The following is a 19,493-nucleotide window of genomic DNA, read 5'->3' on the forward strand; positions in this document are numbered from 1 at the left end:
CTTTAACTTACTTTCAAAAGTAAGTGGTCAAAATTATCTGCTTGGAAAGACCTGATGTCATAAAATAATAGCTTTCCAATTAATGCTTCTCTAGATTATCAACTTATAATTAAAATTTCAATAGCAATGTCGAAAAAAAGTGAAAAAAATTATTGCACTTTGAAAAAAACTTCAATTTTCATCTTCACAGGCTATAACTTGTGATTTATTTCTAACAAAATGGATCCAAGTGCCAAATTTTGCTGCTTATGAGAAAAAATCAGTGTCTTGGCAGCATTCAAGCTATAATTGGAAAAATTACAGTCTCTTGTAGCGTAGTAGCTGCAGTATCAGATCAGTTAACATCAAATCACTTATCTAGGAACAACCTTTTAAAGGTTTAGCTGAACAGCTTAAAAGAAAAGTTTCCCTTGTCAATACACAATAGAAAGCATAAAATGATCTATACGGCGTGAGCTCTATTTTAAATAGGGGTACGCCGTTTAATCGTTATAACTGGTATAGGTAAAATACAGATAACTTTATAATTTTGTTTACGTACATAATAAGTCAGGAATTACAAACTGCATGACGAGTATTAATTCTTCAAATGTACTGATAAAATAATAGGGAAAGATAGTGATTATAAAAATTATAGATTAAGGAGGGGTGTCTGTTGTTCAATTTTAAAAAAGAAAATAGACTCCTTAATTATAATCAAGACTTATTGAAAAGAGATTTAATAGCAGGAATAACACTGTTTGTGATGCTGATCCCGCAGGGGATGGCTTATGCGATGTTAGCTGGTCTTCCACCAGTAATGGGGTTGTACGCTGCTACGGTTCCGCTATTTATATATGCTTTATTTGCATCTTCTAAACATCTGTCTGTTGGTCCAGTTGCTATTACGTCACTACTTGTCTTCTCAGGTGTTTCTATTTTGGCGGAGCCAGGATCACAAGAATATCTCTCATTTGTTCTTATACTTGCAATTATGGTTGGGGTTATCCAATTTCTATTAGGCATGACCCAATTAGGGTTTATTGTTAAATTTATTCCCCATTCAGTGATGAACGGATACACATCTGCTGCAGCGATTGTCATTGGATTGAGCCAGATCAAGCATGTATTAGGGATTGATTTAGGAAATCATTTACAAGCACAGTACATCTTTATTGGCGTTATAGATAGATTAAAAGATATAAACATGATTGCATTGTTAATAGGTGTTCTGAGCATACTCATTTTGATCTTCTTGAAAAAAAAGGCACCACGCCTCCCAGGAGCATTACTCGTGGTAGCTGTGTCTAGTCTAGGAGTTTTCCTGTTTAATTTGGATGAAAGTGGTGTGAAGATTGTTGGCCATGTTCCCCAAGGATTTCCGCAATTAGTAGTTCCCTCTTTTTCGCCAGAGACAATCCAATTGTTATTACCGATGGCAATTACAATTGCGCTTCTTGGTTTTATGGAGTCTTTAGCTATTGGTAAAGCAATTGCGAAAAGAGAAAAATATAAAATCAGTCCGAATAAGGAATTGAAAGCTTTAGGATTGTCTAATATGATAGGAGCTTTCTTTCAATCTTTCCCAGTAAATGGGAGTTTTTCCAGGACGGCTGTGAATCATCAAGCGGGTGGTGCCACACAAGTAACATCAGTTATCACAGGTGTATTAATTATTGTGACGCTCATGTATTTCACTTCCTTCTTCTATTATCTTCCTAATGCAGCGCTTGCAGCGATCATTTTAGTGGCAGTTTATAATTTAATAGATGTAAAAGAAATGAAGCATCTTTTTAAGGTGAAGCCGTTTGAAGGGTGGGTATGGATCATAACATTCATGGTCACTTTGTTTATTGGTATTCAATGGGGAATTATTATTGGGGCGATATTTACTTTAGTGTTACTTGTTAATCGAAGTTCGAAACCTCAGATTGTTGAACTTGGTTATGTCAAAAATGAGAAGACATTCAGAAATATAAAACGTTACAAAGAAGCAGTGACTTCTAAGGAAGTCGTTGTTTTAAGAGTTGATTCTAATTTTCATTTTGCCAATATCTCTTATATTGAAGAAAAGGTAAAATCAATTATCAAACAAAGAAAAGAGCTTAAATGGGTGGTGTTTGATATGTCTGGCGTTAATGATGTTGATACCATTTCCGTTGATACGTTAGAGGAAATGATAGATTTCTATCAGGAAAAAGGAATTACTATTTTATTCGCGAGTATGAAAGGCACCATACGAGATACGGTCAATAAAGCTAATTGGAATCATAAATACAAGGAACAACTCAATCATTTACCGCTTGATCAGCTTCTAAAGGCAAAGGGAATTCATTTGGAGAATTCACAAGAACTAAAAATGGGTGAATTAGATTTTCAAATTTAATCACATTGTTTCTACTTGGAGGAAAAAAGAGCTTGGAGAAACTTAAAGAAAATAACCGGCAATTTGTAAGTGAACGATTGGAACATGATCCTTCCTATTTTCATCAATTAAAACAAGGGCAACATCCTGATTACTTTGTTCTATCTTGCAGTGATTCGAGAGTTTGCCCTTCTGTAATTACAAAAATGCCACTAGGAAATTTATTTAGCCACCGTAATGTTGGGAATCAAGTAAGCGAAAATGATGAGAGTTTTCGTTCTAGTTTATACTTTGCCTTGAAGGTTCTTAAGGTAAAAAAGATTTTGATAATAGGTCATACAGGGTGCAGTGGTGTTAAGTTTGCGTTGGAGGATCATATCGACGATGAAGTTGTTGGGTGGATCAATCAAATAAAAGCTTCCTTACCAAAGGAGAGAACAAGACAATTATCGTTAGAGAAACTAGCAGAAATTAATGTTATAGCCCAAACAAAAAATCTGAAAAAACATCCTTTATATTTAAAATATGGAGAGAGAGTTACGGTAATAGGATGTTTATTTCATGTAGAATCTGGAGATTTAGAAATTCTTGAAAATGAAGATTGATCTAACTGCAAAAAGGCTCGGATAAAGTTAACTTTGTCCGAGCCTTTTTGCGTGTCATTGACTAATTATTAAGAAATGAAAACTCGGAAATTTCAAGAAGATACTCTAAAGTGGTATGGTCATTATAAGTAGATGCTTTATTATTAGTTTCAAACACCTGATTGTATTGGACAGCTAGTATATTGTTGTTGGGAAATTATGTTAAGATCAAGAAGAGATTAAAAGAATATGTTAAATGAGGTATTTACATGATTATAATGATTAATGGGGCGTTCGGTGTTGGGAAAACGACGATAGCAAACGAACTTCAGAAAAAAATCGCAAATACTATGATATTTGATCCAGAAGAGGTAGGTTTTATGCTTAGAAATATCGTTCCTGAAGAAATCAAACGACTAGAAGCCAACACTGGTGATTTCCAGGATTTACGATTGTGGAAAGAATTAACTGTCGAGGTGGCAGCACGAATGGTAAATACTTATAACACAAACCTTGTCATTCCTATGACAATCAGAAAACCAGAATACCTGCGCTACATACAAAATGGATTTAAGAAGATTGATAAGGAAACCTACCATTTTTGTTTAACTGCAAGTGAGGGCACTATTTACAAGAGGCTAAGAAATCGTGGAGAAACAGAGGGGAATTGGTGTTTTCAACAAACGGAAAAGTGTTTAACTGCCTTTAAGAGTTTTGATTTCGGGGAGTATATTGATACGGATGGTGTTAGCATAAGCACTATTGTTGCGGCTATAAAAAGAGCTACGTTAGCGTAGAGTATCGGAATATTTGGAGGTGGTTATCATACCTTATCTGAATTTATTTGGGTTGTTAATTCTGTTTAGTACTGTAGTTTTGTTTTTTATTTTTTCTATCAAACTACTTATTTACTTGATCAACAAAAAACAGTTTCCTAAAAAGTTGATGATTGCCTCTTTTGTTGGTATTACGCTGTTAGGTATATTTACGGCCTACACGATCTACTGTTTTACATTCCAAACAGCTGATGGAGAATTTTACAAAGGGCCAGTCACATCTCCAACAGAAGAGTATACGGCCAATGCTTATTATATGACATACGGTGGTGCGGCTGGTGGTGTTAATGTATGGGTGGAAATCATAAACAATCTTACAGAACAGGAAGCGAAAATAGTTTATTATAGTGATGCAAAAAGTAAGTTTTCAATGAGATGGCAAGATGATAAAACCCTATACATCGAAAACGAGGAATTGGAAAATCTAGATGAAAATAAAAGTATTGAATTGAATGTTGAAAAGGAGATTTATCATGATCAAGGTCTAGCTTGTCGAAGTTGGTTAATGAAAGATCAATATGAATCTTGTTTTTCAAGGGAATACGTAAAAAAAGGCATCTAGGGAATGTTCTCCTAAATGCCTTTGTCGTGCTAGTCAAAGAACAATTGTCTTGCATCTGAGCCATCTTTGTTAATAACAAACCAACCAAGTTCAAAACTGGTGATGTGTTTTTGGTAAAAAACAAGATCATCAATCACATGAATGGATGAACCTTTCTCATCCATTTTAATTGAATCAAGAGTGTTTAAGTCGAGTTTATATAACGCATAATTGTCAGAGACATTCGTAAAATAGATGCTGTCATCTGAAACATTAAATCCTTGTGATTCATCTGTTGTAAGCTTTTCAAAACCATAACCATCAGTAGGCGTGCGGTAAATCGTATTTCCATCATTAAGATTTTCATAATAAATGTAGCCGTCTTCTGCTTGGAACATACCAACAAGGTGATTCGTTAATAGATAGCTTGACTTATCTTTGGGGTCAAGGTCAGTTCTATATAATTGAAAATCATCTGTTAAGTAAAAAACATCATCTTGATGAACCGTATAACGAAATAAATGATCTACTAGTGTAAAAGTAGTAGTAGTCGCACCAGAACGTTTCGCCTGAAATAACGAACGATTATTTGTACCGGCAAAATTTTTATAATAGATGATATTATCAATAACCCGTAAATCAATTGTATAAGTATGAAGAATCTTTTCCAGCCCTGATCCGTCTTTTTTCATTCGATAAACATGAAAATCGTCTGTTGAATCATGGAAATAAATCCACTCATCAGTTACATTAATATCTGAGGCACTAACATCAGAAATTTTTTCTATTCCATTGTCAATGTCTGCTTTGTTTATCCGGTAAATGCCGTCGTTAGAAAAGTCGTCGGCAAAATAGATCCACTCACCATCTGTTGTAAAGTTAGCGCCGTTGAAATGATTGCCATCCGAAATCCCCTTTGTTTCAGTAGGAACTTCTTCTGTTTCTAATTCTCTGTCAGCAAAAATATATTCCCCGTAAGACATTGCTTTATTAATAATATTTTCAGGAATCTGAATCTCTTCAACTCTATTAGAAAAATCATATGTAACATGAAGTTGCTCCGTAAATGTTGTCTCATTTCCTACCAAATCGTCACCAATATCCAGCAGAAGTTCAATAGACTCTGAAACGAGTATGGAGGATTGTTTATCAATTATGAATTCATAGGTAAGGTGATTTAAAATACCTTCTTGACGATACACATAAAAGATCATTTCAACAAAAGGGTGGTCACTTACATGAAAAAAAGGGAAAATTGTTGAAGCTAATGTGTCCAATCCCTCTTGATAGTTTGTTAAAGCAAAATGATAATGGTCATCGTTTTCCGTGAAAGTGAAGGAGTCAACAAACTCATTAATAACCTTAAGCTGTTCATGTGGCGTTGGCGGAGTATGTTGAAAGGAGCTCTTAATCCATTCTTCCTCTTCTCCTGAAGTGCCTTTGTGGTAAATCGCATCTTCTGATAGGTACACTTCTGTTTCTACTAACTCACCATCATCGTAATCACTTTTTAATGTTATATGCGCAGTACGTGGGTCATGTTGTACTTGCCCTTTGCTATTTATGGCAAGTGTTTGTCCATCACTTTCTTCGGCGTGAGATTCTAGTGTGAAGCCAAATTCTTCTTTACCGGTCATAGCTTCAATCGAGTTTTCCATCACTTCAGATGCAGTTAAATTTGAATGACTACAGCCACTAATAATGAAACTGCTTATAAATATAAAAGTTAAATAATAACGAAAGTTTTTCACATATACCCCCAAAAATATTTTTCTATTATTAAGGGTAACTGGTTATAGGATAGATTTCAATCAGTAATTCGTTTGTCAACTCTAGGCATAGAGAAGAACGTTAATCAAGAAAAAAGCGTTTCTACTCCTAAAAAGATTGGGAGAGAAACGCTTTACGCGTGCGATTAATTTTTACTCAAAGACTCATTCTGTTGCTTTAATTTCTTATGAAGAAGGTTTAATTGATTCATTAATTTTTCGTATTCTTCATATTCGATGTTACATGAATTAACCTCGGTAGCAATCTTTTCTAAAATAGCTGATTTTTCTTCTAATGCTTTTGATTGAAGGAAAATAGAAACTCTACGTTCATCAACGGTAGAACGCTCTTTTTTCACCCAGCCATTGGCTTCCATCCTTTTAATCATGGGCGTTAAGGTTCCTGTACCTAGATTTATACGCTCGCCCAATTCCTTGACGGTCAAGCCGTTTTTCTCCCAAAGTGCTAATAAGGCTAAATATTGAGGATAGGTGAGGCCAAAGGAGTGAAGTACTTTCGAATATAGTTTATTAAATTGACTACTTGTTTCGTAAATTGAAAAACAGAGTTGATTTTCTAAAGTGAAAAAGTCATCCAAAGTGCTCATCCTTTTTTACAGTGATAATTGTTTTTTGATTTCATTCTCTATTTTACTCGGTTCGGTAGTTGGTGCATAGCGTTCTACAACTTTTCCATTTTTATCGACTAGAAATTTTGTGAAGTTCCACTTTATATTTTTTGAAAGGACACCCTTTTTCTGAGCTTTGAGATAGGTGAATAGTGGGTCTTCATTTTCTCCATTTACATCTATTTTTGCAAAAATCGGAAAGGTTACTCCATAATTTAACTGACAAAATTGAGTGGTTTCATCAATATCATCGAATTCTTGTTTATTAAATTGATTACAAGGAAATCCGAGAATTTCTAATCCCTCATCCTTGTATTTATCATAAAGTTCCTGCAAATCTTTAAATTGGTTAGACAATCCACATTTACTTGCAGTATTTACAATGAGTAACGGTTTGCCTTCAAACTCCTTTAGTAATTTGTCCTCACCATTGGTTTTCTTTACAACAAAGTCATATACAGTTTTCATGACGGTATCCCCCTATCAAATTATAAAAGTTTAAATTCCGGAAATATTAATCGTTTATGATTTAATCGTATACGATTTAAATAGGTTTTTCAAGGTTAAATTAAAGTAATTGAAGAGGAGAAAAAATTGACAGCGAAAATTATATCGCTTAAGATTAAGACGTGCACGATTTAATTTTAATTTTGCAAAAAAGGGGAATGTAAAATGACAGTATTATACAAAGCAAGTGCAACTGCAGTGGGTGGTAGACAGGGGAGAGTCGTTTCTTCAGACAATGTGCTAGATTTAGATTTGAAAACGCCAAAGGAGCTAGGTGGACCAGGCGGATATGGAACAAACCCTGAACAATTATTTGCAGCTGGTTACTCGGCTTGTTTTGATTCAGCTTTAAATCTTATCATTCGTACCCAAAAGGTAAAAGGTGTGACAGCAACTGCCGTAACAGCTACTGTTTCAATTTTGAAAGGTGCAGACAATGGTTTTAAACTTGCAGTTGAGCTTGAAGTGGAAATAGAGGGGGCAACAAAAGAAGTTGCTTATCAACTTGTGGAAGCAGCTCATCAAGTATGTCCATACTCAAATGCAACTAGAGGGAATATTGAAGTGAGTTTTAAAATTGTATAAGATTATAAGTGAGTTTACGATATCTAATGAGCGGACAAGAGAGCTCTTATTTACTTAAGATAGGGTGATTTTATGCTGCAAGAGGACTGTAGAGCCTTTATTTAGCTGACCGGGTGTGAAATGGATGATATTTATAGAAGATAAGGCCCTGTGTGTCCGTGAACATACTAAAAAGTGTTTTTTCTTCCTATATAAGGCCCCTAGTGTCCGATAGCTAACCTTTTATTAACAAAAAACTCTGATTGAACAATATAGTTCAATCAGAGTTTTTTGTTTGGTTTAATTACCAGGCGGGGTTTTCTTGAGTTGTATATCTTCTATATAAAATTGCCTGCGTATGCTTTTGATAAACATGTAAAAGCTGGGCTAGCAGGATTCGAACCTACGCATGACGGAGTCAAAGTCCGTTGCCTTACCGCTTGGCTATAGCCCAAGAATATTTTTATTATGCCTGCTATTGAATAAATTATGCATATAGAATTTAATGTTGAGACAAGAATTTAGCACTTTAAAGCACCGGGGGTCAGACCCCTTTTTAAGACCGCTTCTTATGCTTAAAATAGCTTCAATTGGAAATAATCTTAATTGTATCTTATCATGAAAGATATATGTTTAATAAGGTAGGAACAAGAATTATATAGGCAATGATGGCGGGGAGTAGAATAGTGAAAAGATTAACTGTAGCAGATTTGGTAGATAAGTTTTCATTGAAAGTATTAACTGGCGAGGATCAGTTACATAAAACGATTACTCAATCACGAGCGCATCGTCCTGGTTTGGAGTTTGTCGGACATTTTGATTTTTTTCCGACAGAACGAGTTCAAATATTAGGTAGAAAAGAAATAAATTATTTACATAAGTTGACGAATGACGAACGTAGTGTTCGAATTGGAAATATTGTTCATTATCATCCACCATGTTTCATTGTAACAGCTGGTGAAGAAGGGCTTACGTATCTAACCCATTATTGTAAAGAAGAGGGGATCCCTTTATTAGTAGCAAACACAGTAGAGACAACATCAGAATTTGTCATTATGTTGGATGCTTTTCTATTAAAAAATCTCGCACCAGAAATATCAATACATGGGGTTTGTCTGAATGTGTTTGGAGTTGGAATTTTGCTTCGTGGCCAATCTGGTGTTGGGAAAAGTGAAATTGCTCATACTTTAATAGGTCGTGGACATCGCCTAGTGTCTGATGATCTCGTCGTTTTAAAGAAGCTGAGCCCACGAACTTTACTAGGTACCCATGATGAAAAGACAAAGGAATTTTTGGCACTTCGTAGCATTGGTTTATTAAATGTCGTTCGTATGTATGGACGAAAAGTATTTCAAGACGAAACAAGAATCTCATTAGACATTCATTTAACGAAGTGGCAAAAAGATGCATTAAATAATGAACTTGAACACGAACCCTCTTTTACCGAATACATGGGTGTAAAAGTTCCTTCTATTGAAATTCAACTTCAGCCTGGACGTGATGTAGCAGGTTTGATTGAAGCAGCGGCGAACAACTGGTATTTGAGACAATCAGGATATAGCGCTGCTGAGGAATTCATGAGAAGAATCGAGGCGGATTTTGCCCGTAATGAAAATGAATGAATTGCGCCAGAGGGACGGACATTAGAATAAAGTTGTCTAGACAAGAAGAAGAGAGCACTCCTGTTAACTCAGGGATGCTCTCTTTTCCACTAGTTCTTAACTGGGCTAGCAGGATTCGAACCTACGCATGACGGAGTCAAAGTCCGTTGCCTTACCGCTTGGCTATAGCCCATCAATATTTTTATTATGGCTGCTTTTAAATAAATTATGCATGGTTTTCGCACATGAATTTAGCGCTTTAACGCGTCGGGGGTCAGGCACCTAATTATTACCCCTGAAAAGGCGACAGTCCTCGGTCCGCAAGCGTAATAATCAATTCAGCTATCTCTTTCGGTGATTCTTGTAATCCGTTTTTCAGCCAATGTTGAATCACATGAATACTGCCGTTTACAATGAACAAACTTAAATATTCAGCGTTAAACGAAAGATTATTCCTGTCTGTAATTAAAAAGTTTATCAAATGTCGATGGGCTAGCATCATGACTTTCTTTTGGAACTCAGGGTTGCCATGTTCGCTGAATAAGGTTTGCGAGCTTTCATTATTTTTTACTAGATACTCCAACAAGGTTTCTGTCATTTGAATGGCTTCTTCATTTTTTGTGTAGTTAAAGGAGGACAAGGTTTGGTTGAGGTCTTCAATGATGCCATCCTCGATCTGGTTAAGAAGGTCATATAAATCTGTGTAATGAGAATAGAATGTTGAGCGATTAATATCTGCTAATTCGCACACTTCTTTAATGGTAATCTTCGTTACTGGTTTTTCTTGCATAAGTTTCATGAAACTATCTTTTAGAGCAAGCCGTGTATATTTAATTCGTCTGTCTATTTTGGAACTCATGTAAAATCACCTCTATTTTTGACGATTTGTTACAAAACCATCACATCGTATGCTAAGTGTTGGATATGTAACAAAAGATATTGAACTGTTTGTTGATTATCCTACACTGTGTCATTATACTTAGACATTAGTTATGATTCAAGGAGTTGTTCAGTCATGCTAGACATCGCTTCAAAAATAATGAAATATAAAAAGTCAATTGTAGTTGTTTTTATGCTTTTAACTGTAGTTAGTGCAATTGCCCAGTTTTTTGTATCGGTTAACTACAATATGAGTGAATATATGCCAGAGAATACCCCATCGACCAAAGCGGTTGAGGTGATGGAAGAAGAATTTGCTATCCCTCTATCGAATGCACAAGTGATGATTCGGAATGTGTCTGTACAAGAGGCGCTTGTGTATAAAGAAATGCTCGAGGAGCTAGACGGCGTAACAGACGTGGTCTGGCTCGATCAAGTGTTAGATTTGAAAACTCCTTTAGAGATGGCAGAAAAAGAGTTAGTTGAGAGTTACTATAAGGACAATAATGCCCTCTTTTCGTTGACCGTACGAGAAGGGGATGAAGTAGCGATTACAGGAGCTATTTATGAACTGATCGGTGAGGAAAATGCACTGACAGGAGAAGCAGCCGATACAGCTGTTGCGCAAAGTATGGCTGCCAATGAAGCCATATATGCAGCTTTGTTATTAGTTCCGCTTATTATCATTATTCTAGTGATTTCTACGACTTCATGGGTTGAACCGCTATTTTTCCTTACAGCTATTGGAGTATCTGTTCTCATTAATTTAGGGACGAATATTTTTATTGGCGAGATTTCTTTCGTAACGCAATCGGTTAGTCCTATTTTACAACTAGCGGTTTCGTTAGATTATGCGGTTTTCTTACTTCATAGTTTTGCCCACTACCGAGATAAAACGGCAAGTCCAGAAGAGGCGATGCAACTTGCGATCAAAAAATCGTTTCCTGCAATTGCAGCAAGTGCAGCAACGACTTTCTTCGGTTTCTTAGCACTTACGTTCATGCAGTTTGAAATTGGAGCTGATTTAGGAGTTAACTTAGTAAAAGGGATTGTCCTAAGTTTTATAAGTGTAATGGTGTTTTTACCAGCCTTAACGGTATTGTTTTATAAATGGATTGATAAAACACAGCACAAGCCTTTCGTGCCAAACACTTTTCCTATTGGTAAAGGTGTGATGAAAGTACGAATCATTAGCATACTCGTTGTGTTAGTTTTGCTCGTACCTATTTTCTTAGCTCAACAAGAAACCGAATTTATATACGGAAGTGGGGAGCACCCAGAGGCAACCCGTCTTGGCACTGACATTATTGCGATGGATGAGGTATTCGGTAAAACAAATCCAATTGTTTTACTTGTTCCAAAAGGGGATGTCGCTCGCGAAGTTAGAATGGAACAAGATTTAGAAGAAGTTCAGCACGTCACAAATGTTATTTCTTATAATCAAGCGGTTAGTCCGGCGATTCCACCAGAATATTTGGATCCGTCAATTACAGAGCAGTTTCATTCGGAGAATTACAGTCAAATCATCCTTTATACAGAGACAGATAACGAAGGAGATGTTGCCTTCCAAGTCGTTGAAACGGTTCGTGAAATAGCCGCATCTTATTACGGTGAAGAAGCACTGGCGCTCGGCGAAAGTGTCGCCTTGTATGATATGAAGACGACGATTACAAGAGATAATGTAGTCGTGAACATTTTAACCATTGTAGCTATTGGAATGGTATTGGTTTTTACATTTAAATCAATTTCTCTTCCAGTTATTTTACTATTAACGATCCAAGCAGCCGTATGGATCAATTTATCTATGCCTTATTTTACAGACACACCATTAGTCTTTGTTGGATATTTGGTCGTCAGTACCGTTCAGCTTGCAGCAACAGTCGATTATGCGATCCTTTTAAGCGAAGATTATTTGGAGAATCGCAAAGAAATGCCTGCCAAGCAAGCGATTATGAAAACTTTAAATGAGAAGACATTCTCGATTTCAATATCAGCAGCCATTTTATCGTGTGTCGGCTTTATTTTATGGATCACGTCTAGTAATCCGATTGTTGCATCAATTGGATTACTACTTGGAAGAGGGGCGTTACTCGCCTTTATCATGGTTCTATTCTTCCTGCCAGCAGTGCTTTTTGTGTTCGATAAAGTAATTGGAAAAACAACGGTAAAAGCAAACTTCTTTAGGGAGGACTAACAATGAAAAAGAAAGTAACAAGCGTATTTTTAGCGACGCTCCTCGTCTTTCCTTATCAAATCGGAAACGCCAGCGTAAATGAGGAAGCTACGTCCAAAGATGAAGTTGTATATGGAAGTTTAAGTGCAAATGGGGCACTACATGAATTATATGTCGTGAATATGTTGGAAGTTGAGCAACCTGGGTCCATTATCGATTATGGAGAATATACGGAAGTTCGTAATTTAACGGACCTAACTGTCATTGAGCAGGATGGTGATGAGGTAAAGCTAGAGGCTTCACCAGGTTGGTTCTATTATCAAGGGAACATGGCGGCTGACCGTGAATTGCCTTGGAATATTGAAATCTCTTACGTGCTTGACGGTCAAGAGATTCTACCAGAGGATTTAGCAGGGCAAGAGGGGCGTTTACTTTTAACGATCCATACATCAGAAAATGAACAAGTAGACTCGTTATTTTTTGAAAACTATACAATGCAAATCTCTCTTACTTTAAATACCGAGATTATCAGCAATATCCAAGCACCTGATGCTAACATTGCAAATGTCGGGAAAAAAAGACAGTTAACATATACCGTCATGCCGGATAGTGAGGGTGAAATCAGTTTTCTAGCTGATGTCGTTGATTTTGAAATGGAAGGAATCGACATCGCCGCTATTCCATTATCTATGGCTCTTGACCACCTAGAAACAGATGAAATGACAGGTGAAATGCGAACTTTAAGTGACGCGATTCAAGAGATCAATAATGGTGTATCTGACTTAAACACAGGTGTCTCAGAATTAAATAATGGTGTTCAAAGCTTGAATTCTGGCTCACGTCAATATCAAGCAGGAATGAATGAAATAAAAAATGCTTCTGCTGAAATCATTCAAGCTTCGCGTACAATTGACCAGTCACTTGGGATGTTACATCAGGGTCTTAATGGTTCATCAAGTGAAATGGATTTAGGTGATTTAGCGCAATTACCAGCTGGACTGTCGCAAATCGCAGGTGGCCTTAATGAGGTAGCGGGTGGTTTAACGAAATTAAATCAAAACTATTCGGTCGCGTTTTCCGCATTAAATGATACTATTAATAAAATTCCAACTGCCACAGTGTCTGAAGAAGACATTCAGCAACTGTATGCAAGTGGAGCGAACCAAGAAACAATTGCTCGTTTAGTTGAAGTGTATGCGGCGGCACAAACGGCCAAAGGAACGTATGACAATGTTAAAGAAGCGTTTATGGCGGTAAGTGCAACGTTAGAAGGAACAAGCGATGCGGTCACAGAGATCAGCGGCCAATTAAGTTCAATGGCTAGTGGAATCTCTACCGCAATGGAAAATATGGACGGATTAGACGCATTAGCAGAGCTAGAAGCGGGAATAGGTCAACTAGCCAAAAACTATGGTCAGTTTCATAGTGGACTCATTTCGTACACAGATGGTGTTGGCCAGCTTGCAAACTCCTACGGTGAAATTGCCTCAGGGTTTGGAGAAGTCGCAAAAGGCACATCTGAGTTACGTAGCGGTGTTGGAGAGCTTAGGGATGGCACAGCCGAATTAGCTGATGCTACAAACGATTTACCAGAAAAAATGCAAGAAGAAATAGATGCCATGATGAACGAATTCGACAAATCCGATTTTGAACCTGTATCCTTTGTTTCCGCAAAAAATACGAATATCTCTTCTGTTCAATTTATTCTCAAAACAGACTCGATTGAAGTCGAAGAAGAGGAAGAACAGGTTTTAGTTGAAGAAGAAGGCGAAATCAGTTTCTGGGAACGTCTCAAGAACTTGTTTCTATAAAAGCTAAATAGAGTTAAACATGCAGTACCTGAATAGTATTTTCAGGTGCTGCTTTTTTGATATATGAAAAGCTAGACACCGCATTTGAATGAAGTGATCTGAAAAGACACAAACTACAGGCATCTATACTCACAGGTTGGAGGACACGATGAAACTCAGGTTTGGATACGTCTCAACAGCACTTTCTTTATGGGAAGCTTCGCCTTCTAGGACGTTAACGTTTACGAATTGGAAGAAACAAGATAAGGATAGTCGAAAGGAAAAGTTATACTACCTTACAGAACAAAATCTACAAAATACCATTCGCATCCTACACTACAATATTGCTCATGGTATTGATGTTTATCGAATGTCTTCATCACTTGTACCACTTGCTACACATCCAGAGGCTAAATGGGATTATGTAACTCCTTTTAAACATCTATTTAAAGAAATTGGAGAGATGGTTCGAAAACACCATTTACGAGTAAGCTTCCACCCAAACCAATATACATTGTTCACAAGTCCGCAGGATCACATAACAGATAATGCGATCATTGATATGACCTATCACTATGACATGTTTAGGGCAATGGATTTACATAAAAATGGATCCATGAATATCCATGTAGGTGGTGCTTACGGAAATAAGGAAGAGGCTATACGTAGGTTTAACCAAAATTTCCCGAAGCTTGATGAGGATATTCGCAGGCAAACGACACTTGAAAATGATGATAAAACTTACACAGCAGAAGAAACATTACGAGTGTGCGAACAGCACAATCTTGCCTTCGTTTTCGATTATCATCACCACTGGGCCAACCCTGGAAATGAAACTGTTGAGGAGCTACTACCTCGAATTTTCGCCACTTGGGAAAGGACTGGGAAGCCACCAAAATTCCACTTGTCCTCTCCTAAATCAGAGAAATTACATCGAGCCCATGCTGATTATGTTGAATTGGAGTTTGCCATGCCGTTTATCAAAACATTAAAAGCATACGGGAAATCAGCAGATATCATGGTCGAAGCGAAAGCGAAAGATAAAGCATCATTGAAATTAGTTGAAGAGCTAAGCAAAGTACGAGGATTTAAACGAATAACTGGTGGGGGGATAGAGTTGTAAGTGGAGTGAATGAGGTTAGGGTAAACAAATGAAAACAAATGAAAATAGAAATCAAAAAAGATCCTTGTCCTAAGCTAAATAGGAAAAGGATCTTTTCATGTAAACTGGGCTAGCTGGATTCGAACCAACGCATGACGGAATCAAAATCCGTTGCCTTACCGCTTGGCGATAGCCCAACAATATTTTTATTATGGTTAACTGTTAGATTAATTATGCATTGAGATTTCTTTAGTTAAAATACACGTGAAAAATGAATATTTTGAAAAAATAGCTTGAAATTAAGTTGTGCACTTGTTACTATAAGAACCAATAAAGAAAAAATAAAAAATGAATAGCGATAAACTTCTTATCCAGAGTGGTAGAGGGACAGGCCCGATGAAACCCGGCAACCATCAAGTCAAACGTTGACTTGAACGGTGCTAATTCCTGCAAAGGTGTTTACCTTTGAAAGATGAGAGCGACGTATGTCATATACAAACCTCTCTTTAAACAAAGAGAGGTTTTTTAAATTGGATAGAAGGCTTATCGCTCAAAGGAGCGATTGAAATGGAAAGAGCAGTGTTTGGGGCAAGTGGATTTTTTAGTCAAGAAGCGTTTATTACCGGATTTCGTGGAATTGATCATGTTCAAGTAAGGCAAGTAAAAAGAACAAATATTGAGATCGTTGAAATTTTGTTTGACCCTTGGAAGGTCTCTTATCAGCAGTTAGTAGATCTGTTTTTCGATCTTCATGATCCAACAACTACAGAAGGCCAGTCTCTTATATTCTTTTCAAATCTTCGTCAATTAACAGTTGCTAAGCAGAAAAAAGTGAATTTGAGGCTTCAGGTAGGTAACGTTATGACTGATATTATCCCAGTGGGTCAGCTATCCTCATAGCTAGAATTTAGTGCAACAAAGACTAGTTCATATAAAAAGAGTGAACTAGTCCTTGTTCTTTTTGTAAATGCCGTCAATTGTTGAAAAAAAATATAATGATTAATTCTTAAACTCATGTTGTCCAATTACCATCACGGTTTCTCTTGTATCCAACCAACGATTAGTAGCTATGTCCGGATTATAAAAAAACAAAGCATCTTCCGTGATATTTCTCATGTCTGACAATGCAGCTTCTACTGCTTTAATAGACTCTTCGTCAGCAGGTTTATTGACTTGTCCATTCGCAACAGGTTCAAATTGTCTCGGTTCATAAATGACTTCTTTTACCGTATCAGGAAATTGAGGGCTTTCTATTCTATTCAAGACAACATCTGCTACAGCGACTTTTCCTTCGAAAGGTTCTGTTTGCGCCTCGGCTCGTACAATTCTAGCCAATAGGTCAATTTCATGATCAGTGAGATTTAGATCACTAGAACTTTTTACAACAGATTTTGGTGCAGGGGATTGATCATTTTTATGTATATGAATTTTCTGACCGACAATTATCAGATCAAGATTTGTAATTTGTGGGTTAGCTCTTGCCAATTCTGCTAATGTTAAGCCATTCGCTTTTGCGATCTTTGTCATTGTGTCTCCTTCTTGAACAGTATGAGCAAAAACAGGTGCTCCAAGAAATAGTGCTACTAGTAATGTTAGAATGAAGATTAGTTTTTTCATTATGTAGTCCTCCTAGTAAAATCGTTTTGATAGCTTTTTTTAACTCTATGAGAAGTTAATAGAGAATATGATTACGGTTAGATTACAAAGAGATTACAAGATTAAATTGAGAGATTATGGAAAAAGACTTTGCTAACTACATAAGGGAGGATAGTTGCTAATAAGAAAACACCTTTTAAAAACAATTGAATGATTACTCATTCATGGTTTATAATGGCAGAAGGTTATACTTTTTAAAGATTCTAACTATTTAAAGTGAGGAATCCTTTAATTGAAAAAATAGAAGGAGGTTACGTATTTATGTAAGCGCATACAAACTAAAGGAGGAACTTGAATGTCATTAGAAATTAAAAAACAAGATGGTTACTTTGGGGGAGCTCAACAGCAGGTAAGACCTGGTCATAACGAGATGTTGTTTTATGGAATGGGCTTTTTCGGTATTATTTTAATATGGACGATGGTAGGGACTTTCTTAACCTTTTATTACACGGATATTGCGGGGATTCCTGCTGCAATTGTTGGGACGCTAATGCTTGTTGCCCGCCTTTTAGACGGTGTGACGGATATTGGGATGGGAGCTATTGTTGATCGGACGAAAACAAAGTACGGAAAAGCTCGTCCGTGGATTCTATGGTTGGCTATTCCTTTCGCTATATCCGGAGTTTTGTTATTTTCTGTTCCTGATCTTTCAATGACTGGTAAAATTGTCTATGCCTATGTTACGTATTTTCTCCTTATCTTGACGTACACGGCTATATCTATACCGTATAAAACTCTCCTTGGGTTAATGACACAAGATCAAAAAGGTCGCACATTAGTAAACATATACACAGGTGTCTTTACGATGTTAAGTACGATTTTGGTCATGACTTTAGCGCAACCAATAGCAAGTAGTATTGGTGGACAATTAGGATGGACAGTTGTTTCTATAGCAATTGCATTAATTATAATCGTTACATGTTTAACTGCTTTCTTGAAAACGAAAGAAAGGGTAGATATTGAAACGATTGCTCAAGCGAAGAAAAAGATTGCCTTTACAACAGAATTCAAAGGACTTCTGACTAATAAATATTGGATCATCATTACAATCTATTGTGTAATCGCTTACACACTTAATGCCCTTTTGTCGGGGGCAGGTATTTTCTATGCTACATATATTTTAGGAAATACAGGTTACTTTTCTTTAATTGCTCTGACTTTATTTTTACCGACCATTATCGGCTTCTTCTTTGTTGGGAAGTTAGTACAGAAGTACGGGAAACGAAACATAGCTTTAGTGGTGTCGCTCGCAGCGATATTAGGTTCTGTTGTTAAACTAATAGACCCAACTAACCTCACTGTCTTTTTAATAGGGAATGTCATTCAAGCTTGGCCTTATTACCTATTGTTACTTTTTTATATGCGATGATTAATGATACGACAGAATATGGAGAGTGGAAATCTGGATTTAGAACTGCAGGGTTAGTGAATAGTGCTGCTAGTTTTGGAATGAAAGTTGGAGCAGGTATTGGGGGAGCTCTTATTGGTTGGTTGTTGGCTTATGGTGGTTATGTCGGGGCGTTGGCTGAACAAACAGCTGCAGCAAATAATATGATCATCGTACTAAACCTTCACCTGCCTCTCATTCTAACAATCTTACAAGTTATTCTTTTATGGTTGTATAAATTAGATAAATTGTATCCAACGATCTTAGCTGAAATTAATCAGAGAAAAGGCTAGCCTAAAGTTACCTTTTTTTGACAAGAAAATAAATTAAATAATAATTACAAAAGGATGAGGCAAATGAGATTAGAAGGTAAAACAGCCATCATTACTGGTGGGGCAAATGGAATTGGTTTAGAAGCGGTTAAATTATTTACTAAAGAAGGAGCAAATGTAGCACTAGTAGACTTTAATGAAGAAGCTGGGAGGTTACGTGAGCAAGAACTTCAATTAGATCAGGTAACATTTTTCCAAGCCGATGTCTCAAACAGAGAAAGTGTCGATGCTATGGTTCAAAGTGTTGTAGCTGAATTTGGTGGGATTGATATTTTAGTCAATAATGCAGGAATTACAAAAGATGCTACACTAAAAAAAATGAGTGTAGAAGACTTTCAGAAGGTAATAGACGTTAACTTAACAGGGGTTTTTCATAGTACACAAGCTGCTTTGCCTTTCATGCTTGAAAAAGGGAAGGGGAAAATCATTAACACATCTTCGGTAGCTGGGGTTGGGGGAAATATTGGACAATCGAACTATTCAGCTGCTAAAGCGGGTGTGATCGGCTTAACCAAAACATGGGCAAAAGAGTTAGGGAAAAAAGGGATTAATGTAAATGCAGTTGCTCCTGGATATATTGAAACCGACATGGTGAATACGATACCTGATATGTTACTCATGCAAATTAAGATGATTACTTCAAGCCCAAGACTTGGAAAACCATCTGATATTGCTAACGCCTATCTATTTCTAGCATCAGATGAATCCGATTTTATTAACGGACACGTATTAAATGTTGATGGGGGAATGATGAAATAAGAGGAAGAATGGGGACGGTTCTCGTGCTTCTTTAACAGCG

General features: G+C 36.7%; 16 protein-coding genes, 3 tRNA genes, 1 pseudogene and 1 riboswitch. Of the genes and pseudogenes, 12 read left to right on the plus strand and 8 right to left on the minus strand.

The window, feature by feature from the left end; all coding sequences use genetic code 11:
* Positions 1–655: 655 nt before the first annotated feature.
* The 4 genes from JCM9157_RS04855 to JCM9157_RS04870 all read left to right on the plus strand — a co-directional run bounded on the left by JCM9157_RS04855 (position 656) and on the right by JCM9157_RS04870 (position 4,326).
* Entirely contained in the window at positions 656–2,365 is a 1,710-nt protein-coding gene (locus JCM9157_RS04855) for a SulP family inorganic anion transporter (protein WP_035662747.1), read from the plus strand.
* 32 nt (positions 2,366–2,397) lie between these two features.
* Positions 2,398–2,949: a carbonic anhydrase gene (locus JCM9157_RS04860; protein ID WP_035662748.1), complete on the plus strand. Its 552-nt coding sequence runs from the start codon at positions 2,398–2,400 to the stop codon at positions 2,947–2,949.
* Between the two features lie 248 nt (positions 2,950–3,197).
* The gene (locus JCM9157_RS04865; RefSeq protein WP_035662750.1) at positions 3,198–3,725 is read left to right on the plus strand and encodes an AAA family ATPase; all 528 of its coding nucleotides are present in this window, start codon (positions 3,198–3,200) and stop codon (positions 3,723–3,725) included.
* A gap of 19 nt (positions 3,726–3,744) precedes the next feature.
* Entirely contained in the window at positions 3,745–4,326 is a 582-nt protein-coding gene (locus JCM9157_RS04870) for a DUF5412 family protein (RefSeq protein ID WP_235714792.1), read from the plus strand.
* A gap of 29 nt (positions 4,327–4,355) precedes the next feature.
* On the opposite strand, the gene JCM9157_RS04875 is transcribed toward JCM9157_RS04870, so the two are convergent.
* The 3 genes from JCM9157_RS04875 to JCM9157_RS04885 all read right to left on the minus strand — a co-directional run bounded on the left by JCM9157_RS04875 (position 4,356) and on the right by JCM9157_RS04885 (position 7,171).
* Positions 4,356–6,056, minus strand: coding sequence for a DUF6612 family protein (locus tag JCM9157_RS04875; RefSeq protein ID WP_035662752.1), 1,701 nt, complete (start codon positions 6,054–6,056; stop codon positions 4,356–4,358).
* A 164-nt stretch (positions 6,057–6,220) separates the two neighbouring features.
* Positions 6,221–6,673, minus strand: a complete 453-nt coding sequence (locus tag JCM9157_RS04880) for a MarR family winged helix-turn-helix transcriptional regulator (RefSeq protein ID WP_035662754.1) — start codon at positions 6,671–6,673, stop codon at positions 6,221–6,223.
* Between the two features lie 15 nt (positions 6,674–6,688).
* Entirely contained in the window at positions 6,689–7,171 is a 483-nt protein-coding gene (locus JCM9157_RS04885; RefSeq protein ID WP_035662755.1) for a glutathione peroxidase, read from the minus strand.
* A 204-nt stretch (positions 7,172–7,375) separates the two neighbouring features.
* On the opposite strand from JCM9157_RS04885, the gene JCM9157_RS04890 reads away from it, so the two are divergent.
* Positions 7,376–7,795 carry an organic hydroperoxide resistance protein gene (locus JCM9157_RS04890; protein WP_035662757.1) on the plus strand — a complete coding sequence of 140 codons (420 nt, stop codon included), beginning with the start codon at positions 7,376–7,378 and terminating at the stop codon, positions 7,793–7,795.
* A 361-nt stretch (positions 7,796–8,156) separates the two neighbouring features.
* On the opposite strand, the gene JCM9157_RS04895 is transcribed toward JCM9157_RS04890, so the two are convergent.
* A tRNA-Gln gene (locus tag JCM9157_RS04895) sits at positions 8,157–8,228 on the minus strand.
* 232 nt (positions 8,229–8,460) lie between these two features.
* On the opposite strand from JCM9157_RS04895, the gene hprK reads away from it, so the two are divergent.
* Complete coding sequence (gene hprK / locus JCM9157_RS04900; protein WP_035662758.1) at positions 8,461–9,396, plus strand: HPr(Ser) kinase/phosphatase; 936 nt, start codon at positions 8,461–8,463, stop codon at positions 9,394–9,396.
* Between the two features lie 100 nt (positions 9,397–9,496).
* Here the strand turns inward: hprK and JCM9157_RS04905 are convergent.
* Positions 9,497–9,568, minus strand: a tRNA-Gln gene (locus JCM9157_RS04905).
* Positions 9,569–9,664: 96 nt separating this feature from the next.
* Positions 9,665–10,234, minus strand: a complete 570-nt coding sequence (locus tag JCM9157_RS04910) for a TetR/AcrR family transcriptional regulator (RefSeq protein ID WP_035662760.1) — start codon at positions 10,232–10,234, stop codon at positions 9,665–9,667.
* A gap of 156 nt (positions 10,235–10,390) precedes the next feature.
* Between JCM9157_RS04910 and JCM9157_RS04915 the strand changes: the two genes are divergently transcribed.
* From JCM9157_RS04915 to uvsE, 3 genes are all read left to right on the plus strand, one after another.
* A complete protein-coding gene (locus JCM9157_RS04915; RefSeq protein ID WP_035662761.1) occupies positions 10,391–12,448 on the plus strand; it encodes an efflux RND transporter permease subunit in 2,058 nt (685 codons plus the stop codon).
* 2 nt (positions 12,449–12,450) lie between these two features.
* Entirely contained in the window at positions 12,451–14,238 is a 1,788-nt protein-coding gene (locus tag JCM9157_RS04920) for a methyl-accepting chemotaxis protein (protein WP_035662763.1), read from the plus strand.
* A 148-nt stretch (positions 14,239–14,386) separates the two neighbouring features.
* Positions 14,387–15,340, plus strand: coding sequence for a UV DNA damage repair endonuclease UvsE (gene uvsE / locus JCM9157_RS04925; RefSeq protein WP_035662765.1), 954 nt, complete (start codon positions 14,387–14,389; stop codon positions 15,338–15,340).
* A 104-nt stretch (positions 15,341–15,444) separates the two neighbouring features.
* On the opposite strand, the gene JCM9157_RS04930 is transcribed toward uvsE, so the two are convergent.
* Positions 15,445–15,516: transfer RNA gene (locus JCM9157_RS04930), tRNA-Gln, on the minus strand.
* Between the two features lie 167 nt (positions 15,517–15,683).
* Positions 15,684–15,798, plus strand: a riboswitch (SAM riboswitch).
* Between the two features lie 88 nt (positions 15,799–15,886).
* Between JCM9157_RS04930 and JCM9157_RS04935 the strand changes: the two genes are divergently transcribed.
* Positions 15,887–16,219 (plus strand): peptide-methionine (S)-S-oxide reductase, encoded by a 333-nt coding sequence (locus JCM9157_RS04935; protein ID WP_035662766.1) that lies wholly within the window; start codon positions 15,887–15,889, stop codon positions 16,217–16,219.
* 99 nt (positions 16,220–16,318) lie between these two features.
* Here the strand turns inward: JCM9157_RS04935 and JCM9157_RS04940 are convergent, their stop codons facing one another.
* Positions 16,319–16,936: a cell wall hydrolase gene (locus JCM9157_RS04940; RefSeq protein WP_035662768.1), complete on the minus strand. Its 618-nt coding sequence runs from the start codon at positions 16,934–16,936 to the stop codon at positions 16,319–16,321.
* Between the two features lie 457 nt (positions 16,937–17,393).
* Between JCM9157_RS04940 and JCM9157_RS04945 the strand changes: the two are divergent.
* Positions 17,394–18,655 (plus strand): annotated as a pseudogene (locus JCM9157_RS04945) (MFS transporter).
* A 63-nt stretch (positions 18,656–18,718) separates the two neighbouring features.
* On the plus strand, positions 18,719–19,453 hold the full coding sequence (fabG, locus tag JCM9157_RS04950) for a 3-oxoacyl-ACP reductase FabG (protein WP_035662769.1): 735 nt from the start codon (positions 18,719–18,721) through the stop codon (positions 19,451–19,453).
* The last annotated feature ends 40 nt before the right edge of the window (positions 19,454–19,493 follow it).

Source organism: Halalkalibacter akibai JCM 9157 (assembly GCF_000513135.1).
Taxonomy (GTDB): Bacteria; Bacillota; Bacilli; order Bacillales; family Bacillaceae_D; genus Halalkalibacter; species Halalkalibacter akibai.